Origin of the sequence: Paraburkholderia sp. BR10954 (assembly GCF_040965775.1) — a bacterium.
GTDB lineage: Bacteria > Pseudomonadota > Gammaproteobacteria > Burkholderiales > Burkholderiaceae > Paraburkholderia > Paraburkholderia youngii.
Map to the genome: position 1 here is coordinate 59,556 of NZ_JBFRCK010000028.1, position 15,244 is coordinate 74,799.

The 15,244-nt window shown below is 60.9% G+C and carries 16 protein-coding genes; 15 read left to right on the forward strand and 1 reads right to left on the reverse strand.

Annotation, left to right across the window (positions count from 1 at the left end; all coding sequences use genetic code 11):
- The first annotated feature begins 84 nt into the window (after nucleotides 1-84).
- Nucleotides 85-1,443, forward strand: a complete 1,359-nt coding sequence (locus tag AB4Y34_RS30405; RefSeq protein ID WP_368718107.1) for an alpha/beta fold hydrolase — start codon at nucleotides 85-87, stop codon at nucleotides 1,441-1,443.
- Nucleotides 1,444-1,588: 145 nt separating this feature from the next.
- On the opposite strand, the gene AB4Y34_RS30410 is transcribed toward AB4Y34_RS30405, so the two are convergent.
- Nucleotides 1,589-3,544, reverse strand: a complete 1,956-nt coding sequence (locus AB4Y34_RS30410) for an alkaline phosphatase family protein (protein WP_368718108.1) — start codon at nucleotides 3,542-3,544, stop codon at nucleotides 1,589-1,591.
- Nucleotides 3,545-4,222: 678 nt separating this feature from the next.
- Here AB4Y34_RS30410 and phnF point away from each other — a divergent pair.
- The 14 genes from phnF to AB4Y34_RS30480 all read left to right on the forward strand — a co-directional run bounded on the left by phnF (nucleotide 4,223) and on the right by AB4Y34_RS30480 (nucleotide 15,243).
- Nucleotides 4,223-4,948 (forward strand): phosphonate metabolism transcriptional regulator PhnF, encoded by a 726-nt coding sequence (gene phnF, locus AB4Y34_RS30415; protein WP_368718109.1) that lies wholly within the window; start codon nucleotides 4,223-4,225, stop codon nucleotides 4,946-4,948.
- Nucleotides 4,949-5,066: 118 nt separating this feature from the next.
- Nucleotides 5,067-5,543 carry a phosphonate C-P lyase system protein PhnG gene (gene phnG / locus AB4Y34_RS30420; RefSeq protein WP_368718110.1) on the forward strand — a complete coding sequence of 159 codons (477 nt, stop codon included), beginning with the start codon at nucleotides 5,067-5,069 and terminating at the stop codon, nucleotides 5,541-5,543.
- Nucleotides 5,536-6,111: a phosphonate C-P lyase system protein PhnH gene (gene phnH, locus AB4Y34_RS30425; RefSeq protein ID WP_176378578.1), complete on the forward strand. Its 576-nt coding sequence runs from the start codon at nucleotides 5,536-5,538 to the stop codon at nucleotides 6,109-6,111. Before phnG ends, phnH begins: the two co-directional genes overlap by 8 nt.
- Nucleotides 6,111-7,241, forward strand: a complete 1,131-nt coding sequence (locus AB4Y34_RS30430; RefSeq protein WP_368718111.1) for a carbon-phosphorus lyase complex subunit PhnI — start codon at nucleotides 6,111-6,113, stop codon at nucleotides 7,239-7,241. Before phnH ends, AB4Y34_RS30430 begins: the two co-directional genes overlap by 1 nt.
- A complete protein-coding gene (locus AB4Y34_RS30435) occupies nucleotides 7,238-8,158 on the forward strand; it encodes an alpha-D-ribose 1-methylphosphonate 5-phosphate C-P-lyase PhnJ (RefSeq protein WP_176378576.1) in 921 nt (306 codons plus the stop codon). The genes AB4Y34_RS30430 and AB4Y34_RS30435 overlap by 4 nt, the downstream gene beginning before the upstream one ends.
- The gene (locus tag AB4Y34_RS30440; protein WP_368718112.1) at nucleotides 8,155-8,985 is read left to right on the forward strand and encodes an ATP-binding cassette domain-containing protein; all 831 of its coding nucleotides are present in this window, start codon (nucleotides 8,155-8,157) and stop codon (nucleotides 8,983-8,985) included. The genes AB4Y34_RS30435 and AB4Y34_RS30440 overlap by 4 nt, the downstream gene beginning before the upstream one ends.
- 9 nt (nucleotides 8,986-8,994) lie before the next feature.
- On the forward strand, nucleotides 8,995-9,717 hold the full coding sequence (gene phnL, locus AB4Y34_RS30445; protein WP_176111612.1) for a phosphonate C-P lyase system protein PhnL: 723 nt from the start codon (nucleotides 8,995-8,997) through the stop codon (nucleotides 9,715-9,717).
- The gene (locus AB4Y34_RS30450) at nucleotides 9,714-10,868 is read left to right on the forward strand and encodes an alpha-D-ribose 1-methylphosphonate 5-triphosphate diphosphatase (protein WP_368718113.1); all 1,155 of its coding nucleotides are present in this window, start codon (nucleotides 9,714-9,716) and stop codon (nucleotides 10,866-10,868) included. Before phnL ends, AB4Y34_RS30450 begins: the two co-directional genes overlap by 4 nt.
- 10 nt (nucleotides 10,869-10,878) lie before the next feature.
- Nucleotides 10,879-11,436, forward strand: a complete 558-nt coding sequence (gene phnN / locus AB4Y34_RS30455; protein WP_368718114.1) for a phosphonate metabolism protein/1,5-bisphosphokinase (PRPP-forming) PhnN — start codon at nucleotides 10,879-10,881, stop codon at nucleotides 11,434-11,436.
- Complete coding sequence (gene phnP, locus AB4Y34_RS30460; protein WP_368718132.1) at nucleotides 11,436-12,239, forward strand: phosphonate metabolism protein PhnP; 804 nt, start codon at nucleotides 11,436-11,438, stop codon at nucleotides 12,237-12,239. Before phnN ends, phnP begins: the two co-directional genes overlap by 1 nt.
- A 94-nt stretch (nucleotides 12,240-12,333) precedes the next feature.
- Nucleotides 12,334-13,779, forward strand: a complete 1,446-nt coding sequence (locus tag AB4Y34_RS30465; RefSeq protein WP_176378570.1) for an MFS transporter — start codon at nucleotides 12,334-12,336, stop codon at nucleotides 13,777-13,779.
- Nucleotides 13,780-14,216: 437 nt separating this feature from the next.
- On the forward strand, nucleotides 14,217-14,744 hold the full coding sequence (locus tag AB4Y34_RS30470) for a Na+/H+ antiporter subunit E (RefSeq protein WP_176378569.1): 528 nt from the start codon (nucleotides 14,217-14,219) through the stop codon (nucleotides 14,742-14,744).
- On the forward strand, nucleotides 14,737-14,997 hold the full coding sequence (locus AB4Y34_RS30475) for a monovalent cation/H+ antiporter complex subunit F (protein ID WP_176378568.1): 261 nt from the start codon (nucleotides 14,737-14,739) through the stop codon (nucleotides 14,995-14,997). The genes AB4Y34_RS30470 and AB4Y34_RS30475 overlap by 8 nt, the downstream gene beginning before the upstream one ends.
- A gap of 3 nt (nucleotides 14,998-15,000) precedes the next feature.
- Nucleotides 15,001-15,243 (forward strand): hydrogenase subunit MbhD domain-containing protein, encoded by a 243-nt coding sequence (locus AB4Y34_RS30480; RefSeq protein WP_018433708.1) that lies wholly within the window; start codon nucleotides 15,001-15,003, stop codon nucleotides 15,241-15,243.
- The last annotated feature ends 1 nt before the right edge of the window (nucleotide 15,244 follow it).

Here is a 15,244-nt window from a genome sequence, read left to right on the forward strand (position 1 = left end):
CCGCGAACCGCACGTATGACTTCGTGAAGCTGTACGTCGCAGACTTCACTCGTAACACGCTGATCAAGGCAGGAGATCGATTCCATGTCAAAAGACACCCCACAATCCGCATCGCGTCGACACTTCGTCGGTGTGGCCGCCGCGGCGCTCGCCGCAGGCTCGCTGAGCCGCCTCGCATTCGCAGATACGAACCCGGAAGTCGGCAAAATCGTGGAACCCGCGAACGGCGACAGGTCCGCAATTCGTCCGCTCCACGTTCATGTTCCCGACTCGCAGCTCGTCGATATGCGGCGTCGCATCAAGGCCACGCGCTGGCCGGATCGCGAGACGGTGTCCGACGAATCGCAGGGTATTCAGCTCGCCACCATTCAGGGGCTCGCGCAATACTGGGCGACCGGCTATGACTGGCGCAAATGCGAGGCGCGGCTGAATTCGTATCCGCAGTTTGTCACCGAGATCGATGGACTCGATATCCATTTCATCCATGTGCGATCGAAGCACGACAACGCGATGCCATTGATCGTGACGCACGGCTGGCCCGGCTCGGTGATCGAACAGTTCAAGATCATCGATCCGCTCGTCAATCCGACTGCGTATGGCGCGCCGGCTTCGGACGCCTTTCATCTCGTGATTCCATCATTGCCCGGTTATGGTTTTTCAGCGAGACCAACCACAACGGGCTGGGGTCCGGAGCGCACCGCCCGCGCGTGGGTCACGTTGATGAAGCGGCTCGGATATCAGCGTTTTGCATCGCAGGGCGGCGATCTCGGCGGCATCGTGACCAACATCATGGCTAAACAGGCGCCGCCCGAACTGATGGGGATTCACGTGAACTTCCCTGCTTCCGTTCCCGCAGAGGTTCTGAAGTCGCTGGCCGCGGGCGACGCGATGCCTGCCGGCTTATCGGACGAGGAGCAGCACGCGTATGAACAGGTGAGCGCCAACTTCAAGAAGAAGCGCGGCTACGCATTCGAAATGGGCACACGCCCACAGACGCTGTACGGACTCGCCGACTCGCCGGTCGCGCTGGCATCGTGGCTGCTCGATCATGGCGATGGTTACGGCCAGCCCGCTGCGGCGTTGAGCGCTGCCGTGCTCGGTCATCCCGTCAACGGTCATTCCGCAGGCGCGCTAACCCGTGACGACGTGCTCGACGACATCACACTCTATTGGCTCACCAATACGGGGGTTTCGGCGGCTCGCTTCTATTGGGAATCGCACGCGAACTTCTTCCTCGCGGCAGACGTCAATGTGCCCGCCGCTGTGAGCGCGTTTCCGGGAGAGAACTACCAGGCGCCAAAGAGTTGGACCGAAAAGGCATATCACAACCTGATTTACTTCAACAAGCCCGAAACTGGCGGGCACTTCGCCGCGTGGGAAGAACCGATGATTTTCGCGAACGAAGTGCGCACGGGGTTAAGGTCCTTGCGCGCCCAAGTTTGAAGCGCTCTGACGAATGCGCCGGCGGCTCAGCGGTCGCTAGCAGCATCGCCTCAATAGTCCGCTCGCCCTGCGGATGAAACCGCCGCGCCGGGAGTGCGCGGCGGTTCCCGGTTGTGGTGCCCAGCGTACCTCGTGCAGAACACGATCAGAAAGGCCACCATCCCTTACCGCCGCTGCGATCGTCGTCGCTGTCCGGCCTGCCGTGGTCATGATCGTGATCGTCGGATTCCCGCTTGAAATCGAACAGATCGAACAGGTCACCGATCGCAGGCGCATTCACCGGCACGTATGGGTTATGGCTGCGTTGGATCGGATTTGGCAGGTTGTCACGACTACGACCGGTGATCGGCGGCAACCCCCAGTTGCGCTCAATGAATTTGACGAGTGAAGCGTGATCGGAGTAGCTGTGGGAAATGCGTCCTCCGGTCGAGAATTTCGATACTGCGATCATCGGGATGCGCGAACCATCGCCAAAATAGTCAATGGGTTGAACATAGCCTGAATCGTAGTAGCCGCCGCCCTCGTCGGTGGTGATCAGGATCGCCGTCGTGGCCCATAGCTTCGGGTCGCTTTTTACCGCATCGACCAGTTTCCTCACGAACGCCTCGTAAAGTCCAAACTTCGACGATGTCGGATGTCCATCAAGCAAGCCGCCCGGCTTTACAAACGATACAGCTGGCAGATTGCCCGCGCCGATGTCCGCATACAGGTCCGGCAAATCTGCAAGATGCGTGTCCCGCACCTGCTGGTTCGTCATGATCGACGTCTCGTACAGGAACGGATTGCAGATGTTGCAGTAGACGCTTTTCGTCGGATCCTTGATGAAGCTCTGCCAGCCTTCCCCGTAATACTTCCAGGGGATGTTGCGATCAAGCAGAGTGTCCCCGATGGTGCGCACCGGTGACGGCGGGATCGTGAAAGGCGACTTCGACCTGTCGAGTTCCGTGCCGTCGCCGTTATATCCAGGGTTGTAATTGTTCAGCAGGTAATAGTGCTTTGGCGCGCAGTTCGCCTTGGGGTCGTAGGGCAACGATTCGAGGTATCGAAGGATCGGGCCGACGCCCGGCTGGCCCGGGTCCGAACAGTTGCTATAGCTGCCGCCTGAGTAGCCATCCTGGGTGTACCAGTTGTTTGTGCCGGTCAACGGATCGGGATTTTCAATCTGATCCGAAGGTGGCGTTGCCGCGTTGCCGTTGCCGTCGGTGTAGTAGTACGCATCAGCGGCGCCGATCATGATGCTGTTGGCCCCCGTACCGCCCATCACCGGTTGGTGATAGTTGTCGCTCATCGCGTACTGCCGCGCCAGTTGCGTGAAGTACGGCATGTCGCCATTGTTCACGTTGTAAAAGCCGAGCGCATTCGAGCCTTCACCGGTGGTCTGATCGCTAAAAGGCGTCGGTCGCCGCTTACCGTTGCTGCCCGCGCCGATGGTAGTCTCGACCCACGCAAACAGGTCGCCCAGACAGCCACTCGGATTCTCGCGGCTCGCATGCGCGACGGCACAGTCCGCTTGCTGCCAGGCTTGATAGAAGCGGTGCACCGGACCACCCATGTACGCATCATAGAGCGGAGGCTGCAACAGGTACGGACCATTCAGCAACGCATTGTAGTTGGCCACCCGCGAATCCTCTGCATGCGTCGGCAGCCCTGTCGCGCCGGTCAACAGTTGATCGATGTCGGACGCTTCGAGCGCCGTCCCCTCGGCCTGCGCGGCCGCATCGTGAGTCGCGAATGGTGGCGGGCTCGCATCGCTCGCCGCAGTCGGCGCCCCGCCGGTGTTGGGCGCCGGCAGCGTCCCGTACGGTGTTTTATTCGACGGGGCCAGCGCGAATTTGGCCGGTCCAATCAATTGCGCCTGATATTGCTGCGCCTTCGCGAAGTGTGGCCCAGGGGAGCCATCCGCATTGACGATGCCGCGCGACAGCAGGTTCCACACTGATTGGCCTTGCGGGGGTTGATAGGTGCCGAAAACGTGGTCAAACGTTCGGTTTTCGCCGACAACAATGATCACATGCTTGATCGGCGTCAGTGTTCGGGACGTTCGATCGTTGCCTGCCGCAGATACGCCGGCGGGTAACGTAGCGAACGCTAACGCGGCCACTCCCGCGAAAGCTGCGATAGAAAGTCGTACGCATGCCTTATTGCATCGTTGTGACAGTTGGGACCTCACCATTTGTCGTCTCCTTACCGTTGATTACAACGGTAAGACCTTAGGGCCGTTCCATGAAGCTGGAGAGTCGTTGGCATTACAGACGGCTGTCGTCGTGTGCGCGAACCCGTTGGACAAAGATCCAGACGCCGGCTCGGTATTGCAATCGTTCCGTGGCTTTTCGACACGGACGATCGAAGAGACTCCGCCCTCCGCGGTTGTTGCAAGGTCCCCGAGCGCGATGATGCTTACGACATGGCTTTTGGTTGGGAATCGCACAGTGCACATAGCAGACAATAAAGACGGCGAGCAATCCGGCGACGAACGACATGGCCGTAATCATTTGACCTTCCTCTCCTGCAATACTCGCGATTTCGGATTGCCACTCGCTAGCCTAGAGCACGCCTGGTTTTCAAGCCGGTTGCAGCGGGCGCGTCGGCCATGAGGTGATCGTCAAGATCGATCCTGACGACTGACGGTGCAAGGCGCGACCGTTATCGCGCAAAGCCCGACTAACGCGGAATTCGAGCCGTCAGTCGACTTCCGAGACCCTGCTTTCCGCATCACATCTCTGTCACATACTCTTTGTAGGATCCGGTTATCCACTTATCTAGATAACCGCATCTGAGCTTGTACGCTGTCAGTCGAGAGCAGGGCGAATCCTTGTATGCCCAGATCGCACGACAACTGGAACAGGAAATCGCCAACGTCTACGCACCTGGCGACTACCTGCCATCCGAGGGCGAACTCGCGTCACGTTTTGGGGTGAACCGGCACACGCTCCGTCGTGCCATCGACGAGTTGGTCGAGGCCGGCCTGGTGGAGCGCCGTCATGGCCGCGGCATCCTTGTGCTCGATAACCAGATCGACTACCAGATCGGCAAAACCACCCGCTTTACCGAAACCCTGAACGCTCAGGGTTTGCTGGCCGGAAACCGCATCCTGCGCAGGCAGACCTTGCCTGCCAGTGTGCGCGTTGCCGAACGCCTGGCCATCCTGGAAGGCGAGCCCGTGCATTGGCTGGAAACGTTACGAAGCGTGGACGGCAAGCCGATGTGCCTCATTTCGCATTTTTTGCCAGCACAACCCTTCCCCGATCTGCTGGTCCGTTATCAAGGCGACTCCCTTCACGCTTTTCTGAACGCAGAGTATGGCTGCCAACTCCGTCGCGTCGATAGCGCCGTTACGGCAGTGCTACCCCAAGGTGACGACGCGCGAATCCTTGGCATGCCGCAAAACCGGCCAGTGTTGCGGGTCAAGAGCGTGAACGTGGATGAGCGCGACAACAAGCCGGTCGAGTATGTGATTACCCGGTTCCGCGCAGACCGCGTCCAGTTGCGCATTCCGCTGCTGTAAAGGGTCTCGGGTCATCCCTGAGCCAAAGGTCGCGGCCTTCGGGCCGTATGAATCGGCTAAGAAATCTAACTGCTTCACCAAGTTTCTAGAGCTATATGTACATTCAGAAGGACAACTCATGAACGCGATAGCGTCGCAGCTCGCTCGCGGGGACTGGATGCGCTACTGGACGAACGTGCCGGCACAGCGCATTCGCGCACTCGCGCGTCAATTCGGTGAGCAATTTCAGGTGGAAGACCTGGAAATCCCGCAATCGGGCCTCGCCTTGGTGCCACTCACCGACGCTGCGATGGGCGAGACTTACTACCTCGGTGAGATTCCGGTCGCAAAGGCGCATGTGCGCCTGACCGACCCACAAGGCGGCACCGCCGAAGGCGCGGGGATCGTCATGGATGACCGCACGAGCCTGATTCGCGCACTCGCGATTCTCGACGCGGTGACGGCTGCCGCCTGGCCTGGACATGATGCGGCCGTGGAACTTCTTCGTGAAGGCAAACAGATCGTCGAAGCAACCGCGGCCGATCGCAAGAAGCTGCTGGCGGCAACGCGCGTGGACTTCGCGTTGCTCGCCGCGCAGGAGGACGATGATGAATGAGCTGCAGACGCATATCGTCTCGCATCCGGCCGACTGGACACCACTGGTTCAGCAGCGCGCATTTCGCCGCATCGTGGATGCGTTTTCCTATCCCGGGCGAATTAACGAACTCGAGACTCAGGCTACGCATGTGCTGCCACTCGTGCTTGCGACGCTGGCCGATCCCGCAACCACACTGGCCGATCCCGGCGAACTGGTAGCTGCGGCGGACCGTCAGCGGCTCGGTGCGAAGTCCGCCAGCGCGGATCAGGCCCAATTCGTCGTGATGCCGGGCAGTCAACTACCCGCTGTCGAGCCTGCTTTCGGCACGCTCGACAGCCCGGAAAGCGGCGCAACACTCGTACTGGTGGTCGATGAGATCAAGCAAGGTGGCGAGCTCGTCCTCAGCGGTCCAGGCATTCAAAGCAGCGTTTCGCTGCAGGTGTCGGGAGTCGACCCGCAGTGGTGGAAGTTGCGCAAGCAATGGAACAGCGGCTTCCCGCTTGGCGTCGATCTGGTACTGCTGGACGAGCGCAGCGTAGTCGCACTGCCCCGCACGATCAAAGTTGCCATCGAAGGAGGCCGGTAATGGGTTATGTGGCTATCAAGGGCGGCGGCCGGGCGATCGAGGGCGCAGAGCGTGTCGTCGACGCGTTGCGTACGGCCGAGGGCGAGCACGGCACGCCGCTGACCCTGCAGACGATCGAACATCAGCTTCGTTCGCTGACCTCGCGAGTGGTTTCGGAAGGCGGGTTGTATCACCCGCGCCTCGCCGCGCTCGCTATCAAGCAGATGCAGGGCGATACGCTCGAAGCAGCGTTCGCACTGCGAGCCTATCGTTCGACCAAGCCTCGACTGCTCGAGGCGCCCGTACAGCACACGGGCGAAATGCGCGTGATCCGCCGTATCTCCAGCGCGTTCAAGGACATTCCTGGCGGTCAGATGCTCGGTCCGACCAACGACTACGCGCTGCGCCTGATGCGCCTCGACCTCGCCAACGAATCACCCGAAGCGTTTCGCTCGGTTGCACGCACGTTCCTCGACTCGATCGACGAAAGCGATCTGCCCGACACCTTCCCGAAGGTCGTGGATGCACTGCGCGCCGAAGGACTGCTCCCGGCGCTGCAGCCGTCACGCATCGAGCCTTTCGATGTCACGCGCGATCCGCTGATCTTCCCGGTTCCGCGTTCCGCCGCCCTCGCGACGATGGCGCGCGCCGAAACCGGCTCGCTGCTCGCGATCGCTTACTCGAACATGCGCGGCTATGGCGATGTCCACCCGACTGTGGCCGAACTGCGTGTCGGCTATGTGCCGGTGCGGCTTCCTCATCCGGTCACCGGCGAACTCGTCGAGGCCGGCGAGGTGCTGATGACCGAGTGCGAGATGGTCGCGATGTACGAAGACGACGACAGGGGCGGCCCACCCGTCTTCACTCTCGGCTATGGCGCGTGTTTCGGCCACAACGAAGTCAAGGCGATCTCGATGGCCGTGCTTGACCGTTCGCTGCAGAACGGCATGCGAAATGGTCCGACCAATCCGTCGGAGGACCCGGAGTTCGTGTTGCTGCATATCGACGGCGTCGATTCGATGGGTTTCGCGAGCCACTACAAGATGCCCCATTACGTCACATTCCAGTCGGACATGGACCGGCTGCGCACGACCCAGCAGAAGGCTGCGGACAAGCAGACCGAACAGGATGCACAAGGAGTCGAGCTATGAACGATCTCTACGAACTGCCGCTCGACGAAGCAGGTTACAACTTTGGCTTCCTCGATGAATACGCGAAGCGTGAGATCCGCCGCGCGGTGATCAAAGCGATCTGCGTTCCCGGCTACCAGACGCCGTACGCCTCTCGTGAAATGCCGATGGGCCGTGGTTTCGGTACGGGCGGTCTGCAGCTCACGCTGTCGCTCGTCGGTCCGGACGACACGCTCAAGGTGATCGACCAGGGCTCCGACGACTCGGTCAACGCGGTCAATCTGCGTCACTTCGTCGAACTCACCTGCGAGGGTGTTCAGACTACCGAGCACACCAGTGAAGCCACGCTGATCCAGTCGCGCCACCGGATTCCCGAAGTCGCGTTGACCGAAGAGCAGATTCTCGTCCTGCAGGTGCCGTATCCCGATCCGCTGGTCGTCGTGGAACCGTCCGAGGCGCGCCGCAAGACGATGCACGGCGAAGGCGACTACTCGCGTCTGCTGACCAAGCTGTACGAAGACATCGTGCAGTTCGACGAAATCACTATCTCGCATCGCTATCCGACGCGTATCAACGGTCATTACGTGATCGACCCGAGTCCGATTCCGCGCTACGACGTGCCGCAGCTGCATATGTCGGCCGCGCTCGTGCTACTCGGTGCGGGACGCGAAAAGAAGATTTATGCGGTGCCGCCCTATACCCGCGCGGACCCGCTCGCGTTCGACGACGTGCCGTTCCGCACCGAGGACTTCCACGACGAGCACGGCAATCGCCGCGCCTGCGTGCGCTGCGGCTCGATCGACAGTTTTCTCGACGAGATCATCGGCGAGGACGGCGACAAGTCGTACCAATGTTCGGATTCGGACTACTGCAACGACTATCGCAACGGCCGCACTCATCAGAAGGCCAACGCAACGAACGAAGGAGCAGTCCAGTGAGTTCCATTCTTCAAGTGCGCGGCTTGACCAAGATTCACGGCACAGGCTGCGAGCGCTGCATCGAAAGCACCGGCCCGGAACAGGACACCAACATCTGCCCGCATTGCGGTTCGGTGGTGGCTGCCCACGACGTCAGCTTCGACCTGCGGCCCGGCGAGATTCTCGGGATCATGGGTGAGTCGGGGTCGGGCAAGTCGACCGTCGTCAAAACACTGTACTTCGATGAAAAGCCAACCGCGGGCACCGCGCGCTTCTTCGATGAAGACAATGACTGGGACCTGTTCGCAGCGAATGCCGCCGCACAGCGCTGGCTGCGCAATCATCGCTTCGGCATGGTGTACCAGAACCCACACCTCGGCTTGAACTTCAACGTGTCAGCCGGCGGCAACATCGCCGAGCGCCTGTTGATGAACGACGTGACGCTGTTCGGCGAGATCCGGGAGCGCGCACGCGATCTGCTCTCGCGCACCGAGGTATTGCCCGAACGTATGGACGAGTCGCCGAAGAAGTTTTCGGGCGGCATGCAACAGCGCGTGCAGATCGCGAAGGCACTCGCGACCCGTCCGCCTCTGCTGTTTCTCGATGAAGTGACCACCGGCCTCGATCTCTCGGTGCAGGCGCGCATCCTCGACCTGATCCTCGAGATCCAGCAGGAACTCGGCACGGCGATGATCGCCGTCACGCACGATCTCGGCGTGATCCGCTTGCTGGCTGGTCGCACGATCGTGATGAAGTACGGCCGCATCATCGAGTCGGGCCTGACCGACCAGATTCTCGAAGACCCGCAGCATGCGTACACGCAGCGGCTTGTGGCCTCCGCTCTCTGAGGTAAACCAATGTCCGCGATCCTGACCGTTAAAAATCTGAGCAAGCACTTTGCGCTGCACGATCAGCGCAAGACCATCCCGTCCTGCGCGAACGTCTCGTTTGCCGTCGAGCCGGGCCGCCTGTCTGCGCTGATCGGCCCGACCGGTGCCGGCAAATCGTCGGTGCTCAAATGCATCTACCGTACTTACCTGGCGAGCGCCGGAAGCCTGCTGTTCCGCACCGCAGCCGGTGAGACGGTCGATCTCGCGCAGGCGTCCGAGCACGAAGTGCTCGCATTGCGCAAAGACGAGATTGGCTTCGTCACGCAATTCCTGCACTGCCTGCCGCGCAAGGCCGCCGTCGATGTCGTGGCCGAGCCGCTGCTCGTGCGCGGCACCGCGCGTGCCGAGGCGCGCGACAACGCGCGTGGAATGCTCGATGCGCTGAACGTGCCCGAGCGTCTTTGGGAAGTGCCCCCTGCGACCTTCTCGGGTGGTGAAAAGCAGCGCGTCAACCTGGCGCGGGGCCTCGTCGCTCGACCGCGCCTGTTGCTCCTCGACGAACCGACCGCCAGCCTCGATCCGCGCACCACCGACAAGGTCGTGGAGATCCTGCAAGGGATCAAGGCCGAAGGTGTGGCGATGCTCGCCATCTTCCACCACCCGGACCTGGTAGAGCGCCTTGCCGACCAGGTGATCGAACTGGCACCGCCGGTTGTCCACTCCCCTCTTTCGGAAGCGATCACGCAATGAGCCGCCAACTTCTGACGAACGCAACCGTCGTTCTCGCTGACGAAGTGCGTGAAAAACTCGCCATACTCATCGAGGACGGCAAAATCGCGGCGCTCGACCCAGAGCACACCGCCGGAGCGACCGTGGTCGACCTGCGAGAACATACGCTGATGCCAGGTATGATAGACCTGCACTGCGACTCGCTTGAAAAAGAGGTGGAGCCTCGTCCCGGCGTGTATTTCCCGATCGACTTCGCTTGCGCGCAGGCAGACAAGCGCAATGCGTCTGCGGGCATCACCACGGTATTTCATGCGCTGTCTTTCGCGAACCGCGAGTTCGGCGTACGCAACAACGAAACGGCAGCCGAGCTCGGCCGCTCGATCCACGCCTGGCAGGCGCATGCGCTGATCGACAACAGATTCCATGCACGCTTCGAGGTAACCGACGTCACCGCCCCTCCGGTTCTGTCGTCGCTGATGGACGAAGGCGTGATCGACCTGATCTCGTTCATGGATCACAGCCCGGGCCAAGGTCAGTTTCGCGACGTCGAGTCGTTCCGCAAATACCTTGCGAACGCCTACAAGGCCGACGATGCCACGCTCGACGAGATCATGAAGCAGAAGGCAGAGGCAGCCAGAGGCGCGATCGAACGCATGCAGCAGCTGGCTGCGCTGGCGCGCGCCAAGGGTGTCGCAATTGCAAGCCACGACGACGATTCGGCCGCCAAGGTCGACGTGGTACGCGATCTCGGTGCGACGATCTCGGAGTTCCCGATCAACCTCGAAACGGCCCAGGCCGCGCGCAGCAGCGGCATAGCCACGCTGTTCGGCGCGCCGAACATTCTGCGCGGCAAGTCGCAGTCGGGCAACATGCGGGCGCTCGATGCCGTGCTGGCAGGCGTCGCGGACTGCCTGTGCGGCGACTACTCGCCTGCCTCGTTGCTGCCAGCCACGTTCAAGCTGCCCGAGGTCGCGGACGTTTCGCTCGCGCACGCCGTCGCGCTCGTGACGCGCAATCCCGCACGGGCAGCCGGGCTAAACGACCGCGGCGAGATCGCGGTCGGACAGCGCGCCGATCTGGTCGCAGTCCAGCGGATAGGTGGGTTGCCGCATGCGGACCAGGTGTGGTCTCGCGGCAAGCTCGTACTCGGCGCGAGCCGCGTGCATCACTGAGGCCGCTTCCATGTCAGGCAATCTGATCTACGTAAGCGGTCCTTCCGGCAGCGGCAAGGACAGCCTGCTGCGCTATGCGCGCGAGCAGTTGTCCGGCCACGCCGGGATCTGCTTTGTTCATCGCTACATCACGCGCGCAGCGGACGCCGGTAGCGAGAATCACGTCGCGCTGAGTCCCGAAGAGTTCGCGGCGCGCAGCAACTCGGACCTGTTCGCGCTGAACTGGGCGAGCAATGGGCTGCAATACGGTATCGGGGCCGAGATCGACCATTGGCTGGATAAAGGGTTGACCGTCGTGATGAACGGGTCGCGCGAATATCTGCCGCATGCACGCACGCGCTACCCCCACCTCGTGCCGGTGGAAATTGCAGTGCCGCAAGCGGTACTGCGTGAACGCCTTCTGGCGCGCGGTCGCGAAACGGTCGAGCAGGTGGAGCAGCGCCTGCGGCGCAACCATTTGCTCGAGCAGCGTGCCGGCAAAGTGGAGATCATCCGCAACGACGGCGATCTCGAACAGGCAGGAGAGGCACTGGTTTCGCTGATTCTCCGCTGCGCGGAGCCATCATGATGCGCGTTACCTTCCTCGGCACCGGCGCGGCAGGCGGCGTACCGCTCTACGGCTGCAACTGCCCCGCATGTACACGAGCGCGAGCCTTACCCGCTTGCGTTCGTCGCCCCTGCAGCGCGTTGATCGAAACGGACACGACCCGCGTTCTGCTCGATGCCGGACTGGTGGACCTATCCGAGCGTTTTCCCGCTGGAAGTTTCGACGCGATCGTACTCACGCACTTCCATCCAGACCACGTGCAAGGGTTGTTCCATCTGCGCTGGGGCGTCGGGAAATCCATCCCGACCTGGGTCCCGCCAGACAGCAACGGTTGCGCCGATCTGTATCGCAACCCGGGCCTGCTCGCATTTAATCAGGCAGAGAAATTCGGCACGTTCGATCTCGGTGACCTGCGTTTCACGGCGCTGCCGCTGATCCATTCCAAACCAACGTTCGGCTATGCGATCGAAGGGCCGGCCGGAGAACGATTCGCCTATCTGACCGACACGATCGGCTTGCCGCCTTCCACGCTGGAGTGGCTGCAGGGATGGGGGGCGTTTTCGCTGGCTCTCGACTGTTCCTTCCCGCCAAAGGCTCAACCGGGCAACCACAACGACTGGAATACCGCTTGTGCGCTGATCGAGCAGCTGCGGCCAGTACGTACATGGATGACGCATGCATCCCATACGTTCGATACGTGGCTACTTGAGCAATCAGAAGACGTCATGCCAGAAGGCGTTTTGATCGCGCGGGACGGCATGGCTCACGTGCTTCCCGCTGATTTTCGGACTGCACCGACGTTCGAAGGGGGCCGCCATGGCTAGGTAATCAGCGCGGTATGACTCGCATGTGTCTTCAAGATTTCACTTTACTTAGTATGACGAATATCGCAACGAATCAGGAAAGGAACATATCGACATGACTTCCCGAACCACCATCAAGACCGACGCCCTAACTCGGCTCGATCACATGCCGTGGACCCGCTTCCACACGTTGCTGACGGTCGCGCTGGGAGTGGGCTGGACGCTCGACTCTTTTGAAACCAATATCATCGGTAGCGTGTTCGGCACGATCAAGGCGCTTTGGCACCTCGACGCGGCCCAAAGCTCACTGGCCGTAAGCGTGTGGGTGCTCGGCATTCTGGTCGGCGCGGTCGCGTTTGGCTACCTGGCTGATCGCTTCGGCCGCAAACGCCTGTTCCTGGCTACGCTCCTCTGGTATGCCGCGTTCAGCGTGGCAACCATCTTCGCGTGGGATTACCACTCCTTCCTCGTGTTCCGCGCGCTCACCGCGCTCGCCGTGGGCGGCGAATACTCCGCCGTGACGGCCACCATGGGTGAATTCATTCCGCGCCGCAATCGCGGACGTACCGACGCGCTGATCCTGTCGGGTTTTCCCCTCGGTGCCGTACTGTCCGCCGTTGTTTCGTACTACGCGCTGAATCTCCTGCCGCCCGACATCGCGTGGCGCGTAGGTTTCGGCCTGGGTACCACGATGGCCCTGATTTTCTTCTGGATTCGCCGCGTCATTCCCGAATCGCCGCGCTGGCTTCTGCAGCAAGGGCGCGTGACCGAAGCTGAAGCAATCGTCGATGAAATTGCCGCGTATGCAAAGGGTGCCGGGATCAGCGCGGCAACCGAAGCGCAGAAACGCTATGAGCCCACCGTGATCGTGCCTGCACACCCGACGTTCTGGCGCAACGTGAGTGAGCTGGTTGGCCGCTATCGCGGACCGTGCGGCCTTGCCAGTGCTTTGAACTTCTCGCAAGCCGTCGTTGTGTATGGCGTACTGTCGTTGATGGCGCTCGTCATTCTGCCGTACATGAAAGTGCCTGCTGCTGCAATGCCGATCTACTACATTTACGGCAACGTAGCGGCTTTGCTCGGTGGCTTCCTGGCATCGCGTGTGCTCGAGTCGTGGGGGCGTCGCTCGTCGCTGTTCACAAGCTACACGTTCACTGTGCTCGCTATTCTGGTGGTGTACTTTGCGCAAACGCTGCCTTCCATGGTGGTCGGCTATTGCCTGATCCAGTTTGGCGTCACGTGGGGCTATATCTCGGCTTACGTGGTTTCGTCTGAGATCCTGCCGACGCGGTTGCGCGCGTCGGGTTTGGGCGTGTCCGTTGCTTTCGGTCGAGTGGGCGCAATGATTACGCCGCTACTGTTGACCAGCGCCTTCAGCACGACGGGTACCCCTTCCGCACCGTTGCTCGTACTGCTGGCGCTTGCGCTGCCCGGTCCGGTTGCCGCCGCGATCTGGTGGGTCAAGGGACGCGAAACCCGGAATATTTCGCTGGAGGAAGGTAGCGATGATGCGTTGACGGAAGCCGCACCGCAGCATAATTTCCGAACGCGCGAAGCGTAGACGCCTGGAAAGTCAAAGGGCTGCGGAGAAATCTCTGCAGCCTTTTTTTCATTCTGGTTTCGGAATGGCCACCGTCGAGTCGTGGATTCAACTGGTCGGTCTCAGCAAAGCGAACCCGGGCAGCCTTCGCCGATACGAACGTGGTACTTGCATGAGTGCACGGCATGCCCAAGGGCATCAGTACAGATTTCATTTGCAAATCCGTTTTGCAGCGCGCCCCGCACCAGACCATATCTGTTTGCAAACATGGAATTGCGGGGAAAGACGAATATTCATACAAAACAGTCACTTAGCGAGCTACGTCGGGACGGGTATTGTTTGCACACATCCATCTATCGCGGTTTTTTCCAATCAACGAGCGCTGATCGGCGTCGGGTTTGATTTGCCATAAATTGTCACTTAGAATTTTCCGCAAGGCCTCCTTAGGAACCGATGACATGCCTTCGAACAACGGAAAACCGGTGTCGTCGTTCGTTCCTCGGGGAATGCCCGGCCTCTGGGTCATCCTGTTCGTCATCTGGATGGTCGCGAATGCATCGCTCGCGGTCGAACCCGTTCTTGCCGGTCTCGTCATTACCTTGGTCGTCGCGCGTGTCTTCGTATCGTCGAGCGAAGCATGGCAGCGCCTACGTCTAACGCCAGCCGCGCCGTATCACTTCGCCGCGTATAGCGTGACTTTCATCGTCGAGCTCGTACGCGCCAATCTGAATGTGATGGCGCTGGTGTACTCGCCGCGTATCGACATCAAGCCCGGCATCGTCAAGGTTCGCACCCGCCTCCAAACACCCCTCGGCCGTCTCGCGCTCGCCAATTCGATTGCGCTCACGCCGGGCTCGCTCGTGATGGATATTCGGGACGACATACTTTTCATTCACTGGCTCGACGTGAAGACGACCGATATCGACGAAGCGACCAACGCACTCGTCACACCGTTCGAAAAGCATCTGGAGAAAGTCTTTGGCTGAGATCATGCTCCGGATCGCCGGCGTGCTGATCTTGTTCGCGATCCTGTTCGGCGTGATCCGTCTCGTGATCGGCAAGACACTCGTCGACCGCATCGTCGCGATCGACGTGCTGACGGTCATCTCGCTATCGCTGATCGCGCTGTATGCGCAGTTCTCCGGTCGTTTCGTCTATATCGACGTCGCGCTCGTGTACGCACTGCTCAGCTTTCTCGCGGTGCTCGCGATTGCGCGCTTTCTTGAAAGGGGGCTGTGAGCGATGCTCGAACTGCTCCTGCTGCTGATGTGCGCGAGCATCCTCGTGAGCGGGGTGCTGGCCGTCTGCCTGAAGAATCTGCTGGCCGCGATGGTGAGCTCTGGACTCGCGAGCCTGTTCGCGGCGGTCGCCTTCCTGCTGCTCGCCGCGCCGGACGTCGCGATGGCCGAAGCCGCGATCGGCTCGGGACTCACGACTTTCGTCTTTCTGTACGCGATCCGCAAAACCGGCTATCAGAAGGGCTAGC

Excerpts from the sequence above, each read along its gene's own strand:
- AB4Y34_RS30435 (WP_176378576.1), top strand. The coding sequence starts at position 7,238 with ATGAACGATCTCTACGAACTGCCGCTCGACGAAGCAGGTTACAACTTT.
- phnP (WP_368718132.1), top strand. The coding sequence starts at position 11,436 with ATGCGCGTTACCTTCCTCGGCACCGGCGCGGCAGGCGGCGTACCGCTC.
- phnL (WP_176111612.1), top strand. The coding sequence starts at position 8,995 with ATGTCCGCGATCCTGACCGTTAAAAATCTGAGCAAGCACTTTGCGCTG.
- AB4Y34_RS30465 (WP_176378570.1), top strand. The coding sequence starts at position 12,334 with ATGACTTCCCGAACCACCATCAAGACCGACGCCCTAACTCGGCTCGAT.
- phnN (WP_368718114.1), top strand. The coding sequence starts at position 10,879 with ATGTCAGGCAATCTGATCTACGTAAGCGGTCCTTCCGGCAGCGGCAAG.
- AB4Y34_RS30430 (WP_368718111.1), top strand. The coding sequence starts at position 6,111 with ATGGGTTATGTGGCTATCAAGGGCGGCGGCCGGGCGATCGAGGGCGCA.
- phnH (WP_176378578.1), top strand. The coding sequence starts at position 5,536 with ATGAATGAGCTGCAGACGCATATCGTCTCGCATCCGGCCGACTGGACA.
- AB4Y34_RS30470 (WP_176378569.1), top strand. The coding sequence starts at position 14,217 with ATGCCTTCGAACAACGGAAAACCGGTGTCGTCGTTCGTTCCTCGGGGA.
- AB4Y34_RS30480 (WP_018433708.1), top strand. The coding sequence starts at position 15,001 with ATGCTCGAACTGCTCCTGCTGCTGATGTGCGCGAGCATCCTCGTGAGC.
- AB4Y34_RS30450 (WP_368718113.1), top strand. The coding sequence starts at position 9,714 with ATGAGCCGCCAACTTCTGACGAACGCAACCGTCGTTCTCGCTGACGAA.
- phnG (WP_368718110.1), top strand. The coding sequence starts at position 5,067 with ATGAACGCGATAGCGTCGCAGCTCGCTCGCGGGGACTGGATGCGCTAC.
- AB4Y34_RS30405 (WP_368718107.1), top strand. The coding sequence starts at position 85 with ATGTCAAAAGACACCCCACAATCCGCATCGCGTCGACACTTCGTCGGT.